14 protein-coding genes, 3 pseudogenes and 1 riboswitch are annotated in these 17,836 nt (G+C 37.7%); of the genes and pseudogenes, 8 read left to right on the top strand and 9 right to left on the bottom strand.

Features of this window, described 5'->3' with window-relative positions:
* Positions 1–3: 3 nt before the first annotated feature.
* Positions 4–1,362 carry an MFS transporter gene (locus COD92_RS07515; protein WP_098996092.1) on the top strand — a complete coding sequence of 453 codons (1,359 nt, stop codon included), beginning with the start codon at positions 4–6 and terminating at the stop codon, positions 1,360–1,362.
* Between the two features lie 262 nt (positions 1,363–1,624).
* On the opposite strand, the gene COD92_RS07510 is transcribed toward COD92_RS07515, so the two are convergent.
* Entirely contained in the window at positions 1,625–2,185 is a 561-nt protein-coding gene (locus tag COD92_RS07510) for an AAA family ATPase (RefSeq protein WP_098996091.1), read from the bottom strand.
* Between the two features lie 570 nt (positions 2,186–2,755).
* Between COD92_RS07510 and COD92_RS07505 the strand changes: the two genes are divergently transcribed.
* Positions 2,756–3,073, top strand: a complete 318-nt coding sequence (locus tag COD92_RS07505; RefSeq protein ID WP_098996090.1) for a hypothetical protein — start codon at positions 2,756–2,758, stop codon at positions 3,071–3,073.
* Positions 3,074–3,139: 66 nt separating this feature from the next.
* Here the strand turns inward: COD92_RS07505 and COD92_RS07500 are convergent, their stop codons facing one another.
* Both COD92_RS07500 and COD92_RS07495 read right to left on the bottom strand, forming a co-directional pair.
* Positions 3,140–3,847: a DNA alkylation repair protein gene (locus COD92_RS07500; RefSeq protein ID WP_098532622.1), complete on the bottom strand. Its 708-nt coding sequence runs from the start codon at positions 3,845–3,847 to the stop codon at positions 3,140–3,142.
* Between the two features lie 1,082 nt (positions 3,848–4,929).
* Positions 4,930–6,543, bottom strand: coding sequence for a DUF1593 domain-containing protein (locus COD92_RS07495; protein ID WP_255295254.1), 1,614 nt, complete (start codon positions 6,541–6,543; stop codon positions 4,930–4,932).
* A 259-nt stretch (positions 6,544–6,802) separates the two neighbouring features.
* Here COD92_RS07495 and COD92_RS07490 point away from each other — a divergent pair.
* Positions 6,803–7,032: pseudogene (locus COD92_RS07490) on the top strand (transposase); the annotation flags it as partial.
* Positions 7,033–7,127: 95 nt separating this feature from the next.
* On the opposite strand, the gene COD92_RS07485 reads toward COD92_RS07490, so the two are convergent.
* From COD92_RS07485 to COD92_RS07475, 3 genes and pseudogenes are all read right to left on the bottom strand, one after another.
* Entirely contained in the window at positions 7,128–7,841 is a 714-nt protein-coding gene (locus COD92_RS07485) for an SDR family oxidoreductase (protein WP_098996088.1), read from the bottom strand.
* A gap of 32 nt (positions 7,842–7,873) precedes the next feature.
* Positions 7,874–8,425, bottom strand: coding sequence for an NAD(P)H-dependent oxidoreductase (locus COD92_RS07480; RefSeq protein WP_098996087.1), 552 nt, complete (start codon positions 8,423–8,425; stop codon positions 7,874–7,876).
* Between the two features lie 51 nt (positions 8,426–8,476).
* Positions 8,477–8,716, bottom strand: a pseudogene (locus COD92_RS07475) (ester cyclase); the annotation flags it as partial.
* Positions 8,717–8,942: 226 nt separating this feature from the next.
* Here COD92_RS07475 and COD92_RS07465 point away from each other — a divergent pair.
* Positions 8,943–9,281 carry a winged helix-turn-helix transcriptional regulator gene (locus tag COD92_RS07465; protein ID WP_098996085.1) on the top strand — a complete coding sequence of 113 codons (339 nt, stop codon included), beginning with the start codon at positions 8,943–8,945 and terminating at the stop codon, positions 9,279–9,281.
* A 415-nt stretch (positions 9,282–9,696) separates the two neighbouring features.
* On the opposite strand, the gene COD92_RS07460 is transcribed toward COD92_RS07465, so the two are convergent.
* Positions 9,697–10,572 carry a 5'-methylthioadenosine/S-adenosylhomocysteine nucleosidase gene (locus COD92_RS07460; RefSeq protein WP_218014459.1) on the bottom strand — a complete coding sequence of 292 codons (876 nt, stop codon included), beginning with the start codon at positions 10,570–10,572 and terminating at the stop codon, positions 9,697–9,699.
* Between the two features lie 172 nt (positions 10,573–10,744).
* A riboswitch (purine riboswitch) is annotated at positions 10,745–10,848 on the bottom strand.
* A 469-nt stretch (positions 10,849–11,317) separates the two neighbouring features.
* Here COD92_RS07460 and COD92_RS07455 point away from each other — a divergent pair.
* The 3 genes from COD92_RS07455 to COD92_RS07445 all read left to right on the top strand — a co-directional run bounded on the left by COD92_RS07455 (position 11,318) and on the right by COD92_RS07445 (position 12,869).
* Positions 11,318–11,884 (top strand): LOG family protein, encoded by a 567-nt coding sequence (locus COD92_RS07455; protein WP_098532616.1) that lies wholly within the window; start codon positions 11,318–11,320, stop codon positions 11,882–11,884.
* A gap of 334 nt (positions 11,885–12,218) precedes the next feature.
* Complete coding sequence (locus COD92_RS07450) at positions 12,219–12,347, top strand: YjcZ family sporulation protein (protein ID WP_098532615.1); 129 nt, start codon at positions 12,219–12,221, stop codon at positions 12,345–12,347.
* A 405-nt stretch (positions 12,348–12,752) separates the two neighbouring features.
* On the top strand, positions 12,753–12,869 hold the full coding sequence (locus COD92_RS07445) for a YjcZ family sporulation protein (RefSeq protein WP_098996083.1): 117 nt from the start codon (positions 12,753–12,755) through the stop codon (positions 12,867–12,869).
* A 106-nt stretch (positions 12,870–12,975) separates the two neighbouring features.
* Here COD92_RS07445 and COD92_RS07440 read toward each other — a convergent pair.
* Positions 12,976–13,189, bottom strand: a pseudogene (locus COD92_RS07440) (DJ-1/PfpI family protein); the annotation flags it as partial.
* A gap of 359 nt (positions 13,190–13,548) precedes the next feature.
* Complete coding sequence (locus COD92_RS07435; RefSeq protein ID WP_098996082.1) at positions 13,549–15,153, bottom strand: metallophosphoesterase; 1,605 nt, start codon at positions 15,151–15,153, stop codon at positions 13,549–13,551.
* A gap of 1,167 nt (positions 15,154–16,320) precedes the next feature.
* On the opposite strand from COD92_RS07435, the gene COD92_RS07430 reads away from it, so the two are divergent.
* Positions 16,321–17,313, top strand: a complete 993-nt coding sequence (locus COD92_RS07430) for an LCP family protein (protein ID WP_098996081.1) — start codon at positions 16,321–16,323, stop codon at positions 17,311–17,313.
* The last annotated feature ends 523 nt before the right edge of the window (positions 17,314–17,836 follow it).

Genomic DNA, 17,836 nt, shown 5'->3' with positions numbered 1-17,836 from the left:
GAAATGAATATATGGAAAAAAAGAATTGGATACGGGGCGGGCGACTTCGCCTGCAACCTCGTATTTAGTACAATGGCGTCTTACCTGCTGTTTTTTTATACAGATGTCTTTGGAATCACCGCAACCGTTGCCGGTACTTTAATGCTAGTAACCAAAATCATTGATGCATTTGCCGATACCGGTATGGGATTATTAGTTGACCGGACTCGTACTAAATGGGGGCAAGGAAGACCCTATTTCATAATCGGAGCGATACCGTTTGCTGTCTTTACCATCATGACCTTTATTGTTCCTGATTTCAGTTTGGCAGGAAAAATTCTATGGGCGTATATCACATATTGTTTGTTGAACATCGCTTATACGGTGGTCAATATCCCATTAAATACGATTGTACCAAGGTTAACCTCAGATAACCACGAACGAAACTGGTTAGTATCTACTCGAATGATTTGCGCGTTAATTGGAACCGCTTTAGTTATGTCAATCACCACGCCGATGGTTAATTTCTTCGGTCAAGGAGATAACCAAAAAGGTTATTTCATTACAATGACCGTTTATGGTATCGCCGCGATATTCGTATTTGTATTTACCTTCATGAATACAAAAGAGGTGGTTCCGCCGACCGTCCAACCTGGGAAATCCTCTTTTAAACAGGATTTTAAAGGGCTGACTGGCCCTGCCGTTATTTTCTTTATCTTGAACTTTCTCTATTTTGGTCTTTTTGTCATTAGAAATACAACCGTGATTTACTATTTCACGTATAATCTTGGCCGTACGGATTGGCTGACGTTTGTAGGACTATTCGGTATTCTCTCTGGTCTGCCCATGCTGCTGCTTTTACCTTGGCTTCAAAAGAAAATGCCGAAGAAAAATGTATTACTTTTAAGTACGGTCATATATATGGTTGGAGATTTTGTGATTTATTTTGGAAAGACCTCACCTGTCTTACTGATTACCGGTTTGGCGATTACCGGGCTTGGGATTTATGGCATCTTCGGGACCACCTTTGCGATTCAGCCAGATGTTATTGATTATTCAGAGTACAAAAACAATCGAAGTATTGCTGGGATGATTGCCGCTTTCCAAGGATTTTTTGTAAAAGTAAGCTTGGGCCTTGGAAGTGCACTTGTAGGGGTTATCCTGAAATTAGGCGGTTATGTTCCAAATGCAAAACAAACTGCAACCGCTTTAAACTATATTGAAATCAGCTTTATCTGGGTCCCAATGGCCATTTGTATACTGATTGGAATGACGATGTTTTTCTATAAACTTGATGATAAACGAGCGGCAATGGATGTAGAACTCGAACGGCGACGTGCATTAGTAAACAAGAATGCAGGTCAGAATGTTGTAAACCTTTAATAAAGCGTATTCATTCAACCGATTGGGACTAAATTACTCATAGGAAGCATGAGAACCGTGCATGTCCACGCAAGCAAAATTAATGTATTAGCGGCAAATTTAAAGAGGATAGCAAGCATACTATCCTCTTTAAATCTGCAACTGATCGTACCAAATTAGCATATCATTGAAAAAAATCTATAGATTATCCAAGAATAATTGAATTTAGTATACGAGCAGGATAAAAAAAGTAGACTTTTTCAGTAGTCCCGTCCCTTTGTCATTATAATTGAAATCTATCTTTAATCATCTTCGCCACTTCTTCTGCACTCAAATTAGTATTATTTATTTTCAAGTAATTCTTCTTCTTGATTTCTCCATCTAACGAATTTAACCGATACTTTTTCATTGATTTCTTCAAATTTGCCTCAGACCACTCCAAATTTCTCTTTGTCGGCTTATGTTCAAGCCGGTGCGGGCTTTTATTCCGCTCAATTCGTTCTTTCAAATCTGCCTCAAGTTCAACAAAGTACACTGTTCCACCACTAGATTCAAATATTTCGGAAATATGATCGACATAATCCCAATCGGCTTGAAGATCAAACGCCCAAACAAAAGTAAATATTAATCCGTACAAATCACTTTTAGCCACTGCCTCAAAAATTTCTTGACGAAATAAGCTTACTAACCGGTTTCCCTCTTTCGTGCCGTATTCAAAAAAGGGAGTAACTAATTCAATGGTCATGTGATTATGAAATAGTTTCAAATCGGTTCTTTTTTCTAATTCATGCCCCACTGTCATTTTACCAACTGCTTGCGGTCCAAATATCAAAACAAACTTCATAGAACCCCCCCAAAAAACCATCTTGCAATTTCCTTTATATCCCATAATAACAGTTTATCTTTAAATCTAATAACCTATTTTTGAAAAAAAATCTCAACGAAACGACAACCCTCGACCTAAATTCCATATATGTTAAACTAATCAAACGATTGGTTAAAACTGCTCTAATTATTGTCCTACAAGCATTCTCTTAAAGTGAATACATAGAAGATCGTCGACACTCTTTCAAATATGAAGCTGATTACAACCTACTTTCACCAAATTTATATCATTCTGACAAGAATCTAAGAATTTCGCATCTTTTCAACATTACTCAAACGTTTGTTTAAAACAAATCTCAAACAGTACAAATCCTGGATTGACACATCATCATGGGTCAAAAAATTGTCGAGAAATATTCTGGTCCTTTCTATCTAGTAGCAAAAAGAAGCAAGAGAAACGTCCCCATGCTTCCAATATTGTCACAAACTTCTAACATTTTAGGGAAATTCTTGTTAGTTTTATCACACCTCTCTTAAATGAATGGATTTACAATCAGAATGAATTCATGACAATAAAGGAGGGGTTATTTTGTTCAAATTGCTGATTTTTGTTTTAATCGCTATTACTTTGATCTTGTTGAGTCTTTTCATCGATGGACTGATGGGGCTTTATAAGAAAGAAAAAGAAGAGGCAAAAAATACTGTCAGAGAGGGGATAATCGGTTACATGGATCAAACGTTTGGATTCGAAATGGCGAAAGTTTTCAAATCCATCCATGACGCAGAAGGTAATATTAGTTATTTGGTTTATTTACCACATTACGCTTGGTTCAAATCCCCCAATTACCAGTGGTATGAAGTCTATGCCACCCATAACGGCTATCAACACAATAAAGTTGAAAAATGAGCAGGGGTAAGCAAGGGGACGGTTCTCATGCTTCGGAAGCATGAGAACCGTCCCCTTGCTCCCACCTTAACAGATACAAGTCTTCCGTTTCACACCAATTTTATTACGTTCTTCTATTTTTTTAATATAGGGAACAGCGAGAGGAACTTTACACGCAGTTTTGCCCATGTTGACATGAACCTTGCCAATGGTTTCAGCAACTCTTATCGCTTCATCATGTAATGCGGTCACATAGGCCCCTACACTAATCACAAATCCGTTCATCACATAACGAACCCGGTTTTTTTCTTGATGAATCGTTGCCTCAGCCCTTAAGAGCAAAGCTCGGATTTCCTCTAAATCCAGCTTTTCATCAGGAGTAATCGATAGATAGTTTGAATAAGTGCTCCATCCAGCAACGGCAATCATTTCTTCATCTGACTCTATCCATTCACTCACAAGTTCCATAGCATGCGGACTTTCTGCGGCAACACCTGCAACTGTATATTCAGCAAGCAAATACCAGTTTGCTTTTTTAACCCAATTCTGAAGAATTTCCTTTGTCATCAATTTCGGGTTAACAGACAGTCCTGCTAAATACATAGCGTCAGAGTTTCCTGTTTCATATAAAGCCAAAGCCAGTTCCTGGTTCTTTTTGACATGCTTGACGAGCTTTTTTAAATCTCCAACCTTAACTCCAAAAAAACTGCCACTCGCCCCGTGATTCAAAAACGTTTTTTTTGTTTGCTCTGAACCCATCTCAGCCAGCTTCTCCATAATCTCCTCGACGCTCATATATAACCTCCCAAATGATATTTTCACCATTTTACCATTTTATTAAAGTGATATCATCGTATCGATATTTCCATAGAAAACGGTTCATATACGAGTGGTAGAATTCACCGCTAAAGGATTAGATATGGGAACCTTTTGGCATTATTAGATAGTTGAAAAACAAATGTATCATTAGGCTGCAATCAGATACTTACAACGAATAACGCCTCCTGCTTTTCACGAACGACAATGTTTCGACCATTTCCCCCTATATACTAAACTACTCAAACGTTTAATTAAAACAGCCGAAAGGTTCGTCGCGCATGGTCTTCGCTTATAAAACAGGAAAAAAGATTGTCGATAAAAGTTAGCGTATATCACAGACAAAAACTTAATTTCCCGGAAAATTCTATTGTTTTCGATTAAACTTACTTCATTCTCGGGTTTCCCCAATGATTCGCCATTAATCAAACATTTGTTTAAAAATGAGATAATTCCCGCCAAATCTGAATTCCTCTCTCCAGCTGTATGAAAGAAATGTCGAGAGCTGTCCTTTAATTACCTGAAAAATTTTATCAATCCTGTCCCATGAAAAATTAGTATTTCTTCACTTAAAACTAAATTCAACCATGGCCTTAGACAATCGGTGACAGATTTATTAGACTATGTAGTAGCAGAAAATCCGATTACTGTTTAGATTTACTCGGTTTCAACAAGATTTAAACTGTTGGAACATAAGAATATAGCATAACTAAGATAAGAGCCCTTCTCGAAACGAAGGGCTCTTATCAATATATTTTAGGACATCCTTTAATCACTTTATCTTGCTGACAATCACTCTGGCACCCATTAGCGATCTATCTAAAAAAAAGCAGGAGAAGAATGCGGGCTAGCTTAATTACTAGGAAATGCCCTTAAAGACACTATCACTACGTAAACAGACTTGCAAACTACATCATATAAATAATAAAAAGTAACCCAGCCAGCCAAACCAAAGCTAGTGCGTGAGTTACTTTTTGGATTTACGAATTAATAAATAGTAGGGATTTTTCAATCTTTATAGACTTAGGAAAGAACATCACTACTTTTACAATAAAGGATTTTTATTCAACTGTTAAAATAACACGTTGGTAATGTTTTAGTTCATGCGCTCCGTCATCCTGTACTTCTGCAATAATATGAATCGTATCCCCGGATTTCGCATCTTTTGGAACCGTAAAGGTAACGGTATCTGTATTACTGCCTTTCAAAGGAATACTGTCTGTTACTTCACCCTCTGCCAAATCTCGGTGAAGTCCAAGCTGAAGGTCTCCTGCCAATTCCTGCTTTGTTTCCTCCTGAGGAACCTTTGAATCTTGGTAGGTATCGGCTTCAAAGTATCTCCACCATCTATAGGTCAATTGGTCTCCATCCGGATCTTTGCCTTTTGCATGAAGGGTTATTTTTTCTCCCCTTTTAACCTTTAAGTCTAAGCCTTCTTTTACTTTAAGGCTAGGGTTATGGTTTGCGTCTTTATATTTCGATGCTGTTACCCAATCCGCTCGAGCAGCAAAATCATTTTGGATATCGTCAAACCAGCGCATTAAGGAATATTCCGCTTCATACCGGTTTGTATAGACATCAAAATCTAGAACGGTATTACGGTATAGTTTATTATTTACCGCGCCAAACCGGCCGCCCCATCCTCCATAAGATGGATTTTCCAAACTCCTTAATCCATTGTCGATTAGATAAAAGAACGATGGCGAATCGCCTTCCGATATAAAGTCATATCGGCTGTATTGAGGATTGTTTTTCAAATATTCTTCACTTCCTCGTTGTTCCTCCGCTAATTCACCTGGGATCATTTTACCGTCTCCCATTAAGGCATATAAATCCATCAAGGTTCCATGTCCGTGTTGGATATTTTCATAATTCCAAGCACCCTGCAACTTACTGTTCACTTGGTCCGTATGGTACTTCCACGCATAAGCGAAATGCCAAAAATTCGATTGGTCATTGATAATTCTTATATCCGGCCAGTTCTTCGCGATATACGATTTATAACTGTCATCCTGATCCAGGATAATATAGAGAACCAATTTATCACTGACCCTTTTCTTAATATCCGCCCATTGAGCGGTATGTTCGTATTCTTCTTGGATCGATTTTAATGCCCTAGCTGTCGTATTTGTGCCTCCCCATGTCTGAACATATAAATCTGAATCATCTTTATCTAGAAATAGATTCTTTAAAAATTCGGACCCTTCCGTTACTTTTTCCATCTCACCCGGAGCGGAAATATTCCCAATCTTCGTCACACTGCGAAGATAATCAGGTGTTGGAAACCCCTTCGCCTGCTTGGTCAAATTAGGATAGGCTTCACCATAGGCATTCAACATATTCGTTAACCAGCCGGTCCCTGTCCATCTATAAGGGTTGATACCGCTTTCTCCATCTCCCGCATAATGATACACTGAGCTCGTAAGTACAATTCCCTTGATGTCCATCTCATTTGAATATAAAAGTGCTCGAATCATGGAGTTCATATCATCCACTTCGCCGTCGGTAGTAATGACGGTTCTGGCTTTAGAAGCTTGATTCTTTTGGTTTTCTTCAGTACTTTCACTTTTATTCTTTTCCTTACTTTCCCTATCCTGATTTTGATTAGAAAATCCAGTTTCAAAAAACACACTACATAATAACAAAGTACAAAATATCAACGACCTTTTTTTCATCCTTCGCATCCTTCCTATTTGTTATTTTATAAAAATAGAAAAAAAAATAACCTAAACCAATACATGAAATGTATTGGTCTAGGTTATGCCCGTTAGGTAACATTCCTATTTCATAAATTAAATTCATGGTAGCACAATGATAAAACGCTTGCAACAATATTTTTAGTGGAAGCGTGGGGACGTTTCTGACGCTTCCGAAGCAAAAGAACCGTCCCCATGCTTCCCCAATGATTCACTTTGACAGTTAAAAAATGACCTAGAGAAAACTCCAACGGAACACGTTCACGATCTTTACTCATTACGATGGCAAATCGAATTACTTTTTAAAACATGGAAATCCTTCTTTGAAATCGATCATTGTAAAGAAAAAAAAAAGAACGATTAGAATGTCATCTCTATGGTCAACTAAATGCCATCCTACTTTGTTCTTCCACCATGTTTCAAATGAGGCAGCTATTACTTACCAAGAAAAAACAGGAACTCAGCGAATAGATTCATAAAAAAACACCATCCTTTCGTATAGTTCTACAAAAAGAATAGCGTTTTTCTTGTTTATGGGATATGATTTTTCCTCAGCTGCTGGCTTAAGCTAAAATGTGACCGCCTTCTACATGAAGAACGGTTCCAGTCACGAAACTATTTTGAAGCAAGTATAGCACACTTTGTGCAACATCTTCAGCTCTTCCTATTCGTTTCACAGGCAGTATGTTTTCAACCGTTGCATAGAAATGATTACGAGTTTCTTCTGGCATTTTACTGCGGGAAGGTGTATCAATTATACCGGGTGAAACGATGTTCACTCGGATCGGAGCAAGTTCTAATGCCAAGGTCTTTCCTAGATTCGAAACGGCTGCATTGACTGCACCTAGAATTGACGAACCAACCATCGATTTGTAGGCTACAACCCCAGAGAAAAAAATAATTGAGCCGTTTGGTAAAATTTTCGGAGCACCGTATTTCGCTGCATAATATTGTCCCCAAAATTTGTTTTCAAACAGTTGTCGGGCTTGGGCTGTATCCGTTTGGAGGAATGACCCGCCGGATGTTTCTGCCGCGCTCACCACAAGATGATCGAACTGGCCGACTTTTTCAAAGAAAGTCTGAACTTGCTGTTCTTGTGTTGTATCTAGCGTAAAAGCCGTAGCACTATCTCCTAGCTGCTCTTTTGCATTCCGTAATTTATCTTCGGAACGGCTGGCAATGATTACTTCTGCACCTTGGGCTATAACCTGTTTAGCTGATTCCAAACCAATCCCAGAGCTTCCACCGATAATTACAACTTTTTTATCTTTTAACATGTTTTTACCTCCACATGATTTTACTTAATAGATTAAAGATTCAATACCTCTTTCAGATGTATATCAAGTTCGGATACAAACTTTTCAACCTTCGGATTTTTGATTACATCATAGCAAGTGAAACTCTTTAAAGGTTTCATTCCGAGGAATTTCTGTATACGATGTAAATGGCTTAATGCATCTTCTAGGCTGCTCCCTTCAAAAAATTGACTTGGATCGTTAAATGCTTTTTCAGGAGCATTCCAGGTAGTCGAAAACATATATTTCTTTTCGATCAATAAACCGCCTCTTCCATACTGATCAGCACCCTTAAAAAATAAACCATAAGCATAAACTTCATCCATATACGTCTTCAGTAAGCCTGGAACACTAAACCAATAGATAGGTGTTTGATAAATAACAATATCAGCCCATAAAAATTTTTGTTGTTCTTCTTCGATTTTATATCCGTTTTGAATAATTGTTGTTTTTATATTGTTCTTTTCACTTAACAAACTGACCATCTTGTCCATCAATGTTTGGTTCAAATTCCCCTCTGCTGAACTATATTTCTGATGACCGTTAATAATAAGTATATTTTTCATCTTTTTTCTAGCTCCTTTAATTCTGTAGTCTCTTTAAAAACCCTTAGGTGTTCAATTTTCAGATACTACTCCCAGCTGTTGCATTAATGTAAGATTATCCTCTAAGTGCCAATCCTCAACGACTATTCCATTCCTGATATGCCAAATATCAATGGCAAAGAAATGAACAGGCTTTCCTGTTGGCGTTTTTCCCATAAACTCACCTTTGTATGTCCCGTTGAATGAGAGACGAGCTGTTACCTTGTCAGCGGTTACCACTAAATCCTCAATAGTACACTGTAAATCAGGAACAGCTTAAGAGAGCAATGAGCGCTAACGGCAGTTTGTTTCGTTGATTTCTCGCACTAATTTTGATCACCTCCACAATATAGGGATGGAATAATAGGTTCATCGATATTATATATGTAGTAAATTCATTTATGGAAGTAGTGATATTTAATTCATAAAGTTTCCGAAAATATACTATTGTGATATGATAAGGTAAATTAGCCAAAAAATTTTAGGGAGGATCTTTCAGATGAGTGTTATTGAGCCGGTCGTGCTGACCAAAGGCACACCAGGTGAGCCTTGCCCCATTGCTAAAACGCTTGACGTGATTGGGACTAAATGGACCTTTTTAATTATTCGTGATCTGCTTATTGAAGGAACGATGCGATTCAGCGACCTATTGAAATCAATGAATGGAATTAGCCCAAAAACACTTTCACTCCGTCTTAAGGAACTAGAAGATCATGAGATATTGACAAGAAAGGTATTTCCAGAGGTTCCCCCTCGTGTGGAATATACGTTAACGGAAAAAGGAAAACGATTGGAAAGTATTTTCATTGAATTAAAGAGATTTGGATTAAATTTATAAAAGATCAAATATAGATCATTCTTTAAATTTGGGTGAGTTAATTATGATCCATATCAGAAATGCTTTGATTTATGGAGGACAATCGAATCAGCTATGGATAGTTAATTCCAGCAGACGAATTTAATGACTCGGCTGGGTGTGGAAGTTCAAGTTGAAATCGAGGGCATCCATTTAATCCCTGGGGGAATATGAGTAGGAAAAAAATAAACAGGCCACTTAGTGGTATTTTATTACCATCAAGTGACCTGTTTTAACATAATGTTGGCTGAATTCCCTACCCATCAAGCTGATATTTTGAAGTAATCACAAAATGAAAATTTATATCTCTACAGTAATTTATGAGAATTCAGCTCATTTTTTACATTTTGGAGAACAAGAAATTTCTTACCTTGATGGGCATGGGGCCAAGCCCCCCTTATTTCTTTATAGTTGTGATATATTGTTTCACGACTTCATAAACATACTCCTGGTTTGCTGCCGCTGTATTAGGGTTATATGCTCCGCCATTTGTTTTATTATTGGACAGAATTCTAATACCTAAAAATGCTACATTATAGGCATCTGCAATTTGTGCGGCCGCAGCACCTTCCATTTCTTCTACTGATGTACCGTAATTCGTATGGATCCAGTTAATTCGATCCACTTCATTGTTCCAGAAGTCTGCTGACCCAATCGTACCTTCGACAACCTTACCTTTCGTGTACTGACCCTTTACCGCCTCAGCTGCTGCAAGCAGATCTTTATCTCCCTCATAGTAACGGACCTTATTGGCATTGGCATCATTCCCGCTTCCTTCAGAAGCCATTAAATCCATCGGAATCCATTGACTAGGGTCCATTCCCTCGCCTGCATTTTTCGTTTCCGTTTTTAATGAACCGATGTTGGTGACTCTTTTTCCTAACACAATATCAAATACGTTTAAAGACGGATCATGTCCTCCGGATGTTCCTTGATTGATAATGGCAATTGGGTTATATTTTTCAATTGCCAGCGTTGTAGCAGCTGCAGTGTTTTCCATTCCTTTGCCTGTTTTTGCCACAATTACAGGATAACCGTCTAATTTCCCTTTATAGAACACGAAAGTTCCCGACTTTTCTACTTTTACTTTTTCTAGTCTCTGCGCAAATTTCTCGGCTTCAATTGGCATTGGACCTTCAATAAGAATAGGTCTCCCCGCACCTTCTACCTTTGTTTCTTTAAATAATGAAGAATTGCGGCCTGCAAGCATTGTTAATAACAAGACGACAATCGCTCCAAATAAGATGTTCTTGTTTAGAAATCCCTTTTTCATAAATAATCCCCTTTTCTCTAGTTGTTTGACATACTCGTAGATTTCCCCCATAGAAAAAGGCCTAGAATAGTAGAACCCTCCTACCTTCTAGACCTACAAAGTCAAAGTATAAAGATTTAGCAAAAATAACCCTTTGCTAAAAATAAGATGGCAGCAGCTAAAAAGCCGATGAATTGCCAATACTTTAACTCGTAGTCTAGTTCTTTCATTGGGAACCAGGTAGAGACACTCAGACCATATTTCCGAGTATATACGAGTAATGAAATTTTCCGATTATTACTTTACTAGCATAACAAACCATCAATAGATATTCAACAAAAATATGAACATTAATGCAAAATTACTAGTTAATGTTCGTGTTTTGCACCTACTTGATGAAGCAGGAGAACCGTCCCCATGCTTCCAAAAATATTTTTGCTAATATCCCTGATATCGACAGTGTTTTTAATTTAAACCAATTATATTTTAACTGTGGAAAAAAGTATAAAGAGGGGGACTTACGCATGAGTTACTAAGCGCCCACCTATTACTTCTTTCAGAGAAGTTAATGGGAGAAGCACCGGGACGGTTCTCATGCTCCCTAATTTTTCACTTAATAGACGTTGTTTGCATATCATCAAGTTGTTATGAGCCAATAAGGTTGATTCAGCTTGAATAGTCCGATTGAACACTCTATTTCCCAATATTTGTATCATTCTAGTTTCCAAGAAACATACATAGACTAAAAACAAAAGGAGGCAGGTTCATGAAACGATTAGCGGTTTATTGCGGGTCAAGCCTCGGTGCTTCGGAATCCTATAAATTAGGCGCGATTCAATTAGGAAAAGAACTAGCGAAACACAGCATTACGTTAGTTTACGGTGGTTCTAGCAATGGCTTGATGGGGGCAGTCGCAGATACGGTCTTACAGGAAGGCGGGCAAGTCATCGGAGTTATCCCTAAAGTGCTGGTCGAGCGGGAAATCTCTCATAAAGGGTTAACGGAACTGTTTACTGTTGATACGATGCATGAACGAAAAGCAAAAATGGCTGAGTTATCGGATGGATTTGTGGTTTTGCCAGGAGGGACCGGAACATTAGAGGAATTTTTTGAGGTATTCACATGGGGTCAGATTGGATTGCATCAAAAACCATGCGGTCTGCTCAATATTCAGCACTATTATGACCCATTGATTAGCTTGTTTGATCACATGATTGAACAAAAATTCCTACAAGAAAAATTCCGTTCGATGGTTTTGATAGAAGAAAATCCAGATCAACTACTTGATCGCTTTTACCATTATATTGCTCCAACAGTTAAAACGTATGATTAGGATTTCAACATCTCTTTTTATAAGGGGTTAAAAAATACACTTGTTTGGGTGACAGCATATAGCCATTGGGTATCCAAAAACTACACTTTAAAGCTGAATATCTTTGTATAGAATGAATATCTACCCTAACCTCCACCTCAGGGTGATGGTTGTTGGTGTAGATTTTTTAAGAACCACCTTTAACTTGTGACAGAGTCGGGTGGTTTTCTTATTTTCTAATACGCCTCCCATTAGGCTAATGAACTGTCCTTTAAATAATTAGGGAAAGCGCCCTTCCATTCTTATTCTTATAACATACAGTATAGGGAATAAGTCTATAAGGGAGGTTTTATAAATGTTTGGTTATGGTGGTTATGGTGGTTGTGGCGGCTATGGCTACGGCGGTTTTGGATATGGTTGTTTTGCTTTAATCGTCGTATTATTTATCTTACTAATTATCGTAGGAGCAGTAATCTGTTTCTAATAAGAACCTAAAAAGCCCTATATGCAAGGGCTTTTTTTAGTGCATGCTATTCGCATTTTGAGGTAAATGTCTACGGACTTGAATATGGTTTTGGCTGGCTACACTCTAGAGTATGCAGCGTAAATATAAATAACCAACGAGGTTAAGCCTTTTTTATTTTTAATTTAACTCAGCACTTGTCCATTCCATTTTAATTCCTCTACATATGCTATTACTACACCAAACACCAAATCATCCAAACATTTTGTTTCCTCCTTTCAAGAACGCCTGCTTAGCAGGCGTTTCTTACATTTAGGCAAATCCCTGATTTTGTCCTAGTTAATGATAATTGTCCAAACCATTACGTCTTAAAAAAATATACTAAAGTGTACTCTAAAGAATCTGTTTTGATTGGTGGTGAAAATAATGGGCTGGTTTTGCGGCGGATATGGCTACGGTGGTTATGGTTATGGCGGCAGCACTTTCGTATTAATTGTTGTATTGTTCATTCTTCTTATTATTGTTGGTGCATCCTTCTATTAATTAAGATCGCTTATACAGGAAAAGGCTCCAGCTCCTCTGGAGTCTTTTTATTTTAACACCCATTAATGTCAAGAGGAGCCTAACCTTGGTTAGGCTCCCAATATAACTACTTGCGTTCTAATACATGAATAAATTCCCTTAGATAGTCAGGCAGATCAGGTGGACGCCGGCTCGAAACAAGGTGTCCATCGGTTAACAGGCTCATCATACCAAACACCCCCGGCATTCTCCATATCATCCCTGATACCAGGTGTGCTCGTAACCTTATTCCCCTTCAGGATTTTAATAGAGAGCAATACCCAGCCTAGCTGTTTAAGTTGAAAAGCGGTTACATAAACATTGTTGTATAGCTAAATTGGGCGGTAACATTACCTCTAGAATCATTCCCAATGCCGAGCTTAAATTGGTTCGGAGCCCCAGGTGGTCTAATAATTTCCCCTTGGTCGTTTATTAATTCCTTATCAGGTCGTAAACATCGGATACAATTAGGGTGTTTGGCTTGCCCTAAAGCATAGTCACAAAATAATACTTGTAATCTAGCGAATACTTGAATGTTTAAATCCCAAAAAAACGCCAACCGATTAGGTGACGTCTATTTAACCAGATTGTTTTACTATTATAAATTCCATGGTATTCATATCTATATACCATTTATTTCACTTAATAGTTATTTTACTTTTTATGATATCAGAACACCATCAGCATTAAAGTGGTAGGTTACCCCATCTATCGTGTAGGTGCCGGTTTTCATAATTCCAGTAGTAGAACCAAAGTAGTAAGTATTCCCATCAATGGTCTGCCATCCTGTTCTCATCACACCGTCTGTGCCGAAGTAATATTTGCTGCCTGAAATGGTTTGCCATCCAGTCTGTTTTGCACCATTCACGAAATAGAAGGTTTGTCCATTCACTTTAACCCATCCGTTTTGGCTTGAGGAATACAACAGGACACCGTTGGAATCAAATGTATACGTAACACCATCAATGGTTACTGCGCCAGTCCGCATGACACCGTCCGTTCCAAGGTAATACTGTTTACTGTTAATGGTTTGCCATCCTGTTCTCATGATGCCATCAATACCGAAATAATAGCGTGATCCAGAAATCGTGTACCAGCCAGTTTTCATGATTCCAGAATCAGACCCAAAGTAATATTTGTTTCCATCAATCGTTTGCCAACCTTTTAACATTACGCCATTCGCATCATAATAGTAACTATAACCATCTTCAACAATCCAACCAGTTTTTACAGGTGTTGGTGTAGGTATTGTTCCTGGAGCAAGTATTATTCCTTTGTTCATTTGGTCTAGTGCTGCCTGGGCGGTTGGGTCAGGCGAATAATTATTAAGCGTCAACAACTGTCCGTTCTCAGACTGTACCACACCATTTGAATCGAACGTGATATTTACTAGACCCATGTACTTTAGAAATGCTCCTGTTTGGACAATAACCGTCGGATCTGTATTCGTAATTACAGTGGGAGTGCTTAATACTGTATGCGAATGTCCTCCCACAATGATGTCAATTCCTTTTACTTTGACCGCTAGGTATTGGTCTGATGAGTAACCAAGGTGGGAAAGGCAGATTATTTTATTGATTCCCTGCTGTTTAAACCCATCTACTGCAGCTTGTGCGATCGGGAGGTAAGGCTGGTATACAAGGGAAGTAGGATAAGGTTTGGATGTATTTGCTGGATTAGCAAGCAGGCCAAAGATTCCGATTTTTTCCCCATTCACAGTTTTGACGATTCCCGGGGTAATCTGACCTGCTGTCCCACTGGTGATAAAGCTATCATTATACAATGGGAATAGGCTTGTGTCCTGTGACATATCGAGATTCGCGTTGAGCACGGGAAAATTCGTCCCTTTTATAAAATCAGCGAGAATCCCAGTGCCCTGGTCAAAATCCCAATTTCCTATCGTCATGGCATCGAAGTTGAGGTAATCCATAAACCACAAATCCTCTTTTCCCTCATATGGGTCAGGGTAGATGTTATCAGAAAAGACATCGCCCGCATGAAGGAGCAGGGCATTTGGATATTGAGCCCTCGTCTGGGTTACAGCAGTGGTTAACTTTGGAAACTGTGCAATGTTATGATGTGAATCATTTACATGCATGATTGTAAGTGAGTAATTCCCTTCTGCATAAGACTTGCTTGTATGAAGCAAGCATGAAAAGGAAAATGTGACAATGACACTAACCGCTAACTTCTTCCATATTTTTTTACGGTTTTTCATTTTCCCCATACCCTTATCTTTTTTCTCCTTTTCGGTTATCTTTCCCATTGTGGCTAACACCCCTTTTTTCTATAAAAAAAGAAAAACAATCGATTTCTTCCCATCCGTTATACCAACATGTTATTTTAAATTTAATGTAAAAATCACTCTTAATTTAAAAAGAAAGTGTAAACCTTTCTTTTTCACCCCAAAAAAATTGTGTCTCTCCCCTTTGACCTCCCTAAAATTCACTAGACATGTGACTTTTGATTCAATCTGAATGAACCCGTTGCTTGATAACCCCCCCTTTTTAAAATAGGTAATATTACTCATTATACAATATATCAAACTATATAAGAAACATTATTGTTTTTTATTAAGAATATAAAAAGAAAGCCCATCCAGAAGAAGCATTGGGTGGGCTCTCATGTTTTCCACGCAAGAGAACCGTTCCCATGTTTCTGTTTGAGTGGGACCTTTGGTAAACAAAAAAGGAGGGGGAAATCCACTCTCCTAACTTGTTTTAATACAAATTATTGGGTTATTGCTCTTTTGCTTCTTTTCCCACACCTAATACAGGTGCCGGTGTAATAGTTATACTTATGTCTTTTACGAAAGAAACAAATAATAGATTTTAATTTCATGGTGACCCCTCTCATTAGGTTTAATTTACCATTAAATATACCAAAAATTGTATTGCTATTAAATAAAAAGCACTATATTTAAGCTAATTAAGTAAAAAAGTATCAATTATATTCCAAATTTTAGTAAAAATAATTCTGGTTATGAAATTTTTTAAAAGTTCTTCGTTCATTAACCTGCTCCCATACGCAAGAAACTGCCTACCCACCACTTGGCAGCTCATTCCAGAACCCTTGTTTGCTTATACAACTACAATTAGTTCCAATCAATAAAGGTAATGAGCTTACCAAAATTAGTTAAAATTTACCTTTCATTAGAATATGTCGATTTAAATTTCAGGAGCTGGTGCTGGGGTGGAGTAACGGATTGCCTGGCACTTTTAATCCCTGTCCTACTCTAATAATATGGGATGATAAATGATTAATGGTTTTAGTTTACATTTGTGCTTCGAAGGCATGAGAAGAACGAAATCGGTACACAATGACTCTTTTAAAAATTAGAATCTACAAATTTTTTACAAAATACTGTTGAATTCAACAAATAGTGAGTTTTACCAGTTATAATAGATTGACCCTAATTTTTCTGGAGGAAGATATGAAGAATAACAGTAAAAGAAAGTGGAAAATCGTAGGCTTTAGCGTCCTAAGCATTTTTGTATTGGGGATTGCTGCATTAGGTTATGAATACTATCAATTACAACCCAAAAATCATTTTTCTACAGTGCCAGTTGTTGGTGCTAAAAAGGCTTCTAGTTCATCTAATTCGTCTACCGCAGAGGAAAAGGTCGAGGTTAAAACACCTGTATTTAACGTACTTTTGATTGGTTCCGATCAAAGAAAAGGTCAAAAAATAGGTCATACTGATTCTATGATACTCATCCATGTCGATTTAAATAAGAATAAATACCAAGCAGTAAGTATTCCCCGAGATACCCGTGTACATTTAGATGGGTATGGTTATACAAAGCTAACAAGTGTTCAATATATCAAGCAAGCAACACAAGGTCCCCAAAAAGGGGTGGAAGCTGCTGTAACAGCTGTTAGTCAATTTATGGGTGTTCCAATTAATTATTATGTGGAAACTAACTACTCAGGCTTCCAATCGATGGTTAATGCCTTAGGCGGTATTGAGATGGATGTACCATTTGATGTGAAATTAACACACCCTTGGTATGCAGAAAATAAGAACAAATTAATCAGTGCGGGTACCTATTCTTTCGATGGAAAAATGGTAACCGAGGTTGTACATGAGCGTTACTCACTTAAAAATGGGGAATACGGCCGTCAACAATTACAAGAAGAAGCTTTAAAAGGTATTGCCAAAACAGCCCTAAGCCCAAGCAATATTACAAAGTTGCCAGACCTAGTTAAAACCATCCCTCAATTTATTCTAGCAACTAATATGTCAACCTCAGATATGTTGAGCCTTGGACTTTCTGCAAAAAACTTTGATCCAAAGACACAGTTAGTTTATCAACAAATTCGTGGTGAAGGTAAGAAACTTTACGATGATATTCTAAAAGCAAACAATTACCAAATCGTTATTAGTCAAGACCAAGTAAAAGATATCGCTGTTAATTTCCAGTAATCATATAAATTTTAATAAGCTACCCTAGGAGCTCACAGATTTGTGATAGCCTAGAGTAGCTTTTTTCGATTAGCAACATAGTATATTGCTAACATAAATAGACAAGATAAAAGGCGTAATCTTCCTATATTGATTACGCCCGTCTGATTTTAGAAAATCTAATAAGTATTTAGGTTTTCAACTTGCAATTCGGTTATATTTCTTTTCGGGCAGAATTCTCGTATTTGATCAAATAAACACGTTAAATATTCATTCAGTCCAAATCGATCTTCCTCAATAAAATCACTAAAACAGATCTTACTATTATTCAAATTCCCTCTCCCCTTTATTTTTATCTCTATATAAAATCACCGCATAATTGTCACTCTATTTTAGCTTGTCATTGTACTGGCCCCGCCTACGCCTTAATACAACGATGACCACTCACGTCATCACCCCATATTAATTTTAATAGTAAGCGCTTACAATTTCAATGATTACTTTTATTCAAATTTCGACAGTAGTTTGGCAGTTCCATGAAATC

It is taken from the genome of Bacillus sp. AFS037270 (genome assembly GCF_002585305.1).
Note: the sequence above shows the minus strand (reverse complement) of the source record. Positions and strands in the feature narration are given on the sequence as shown.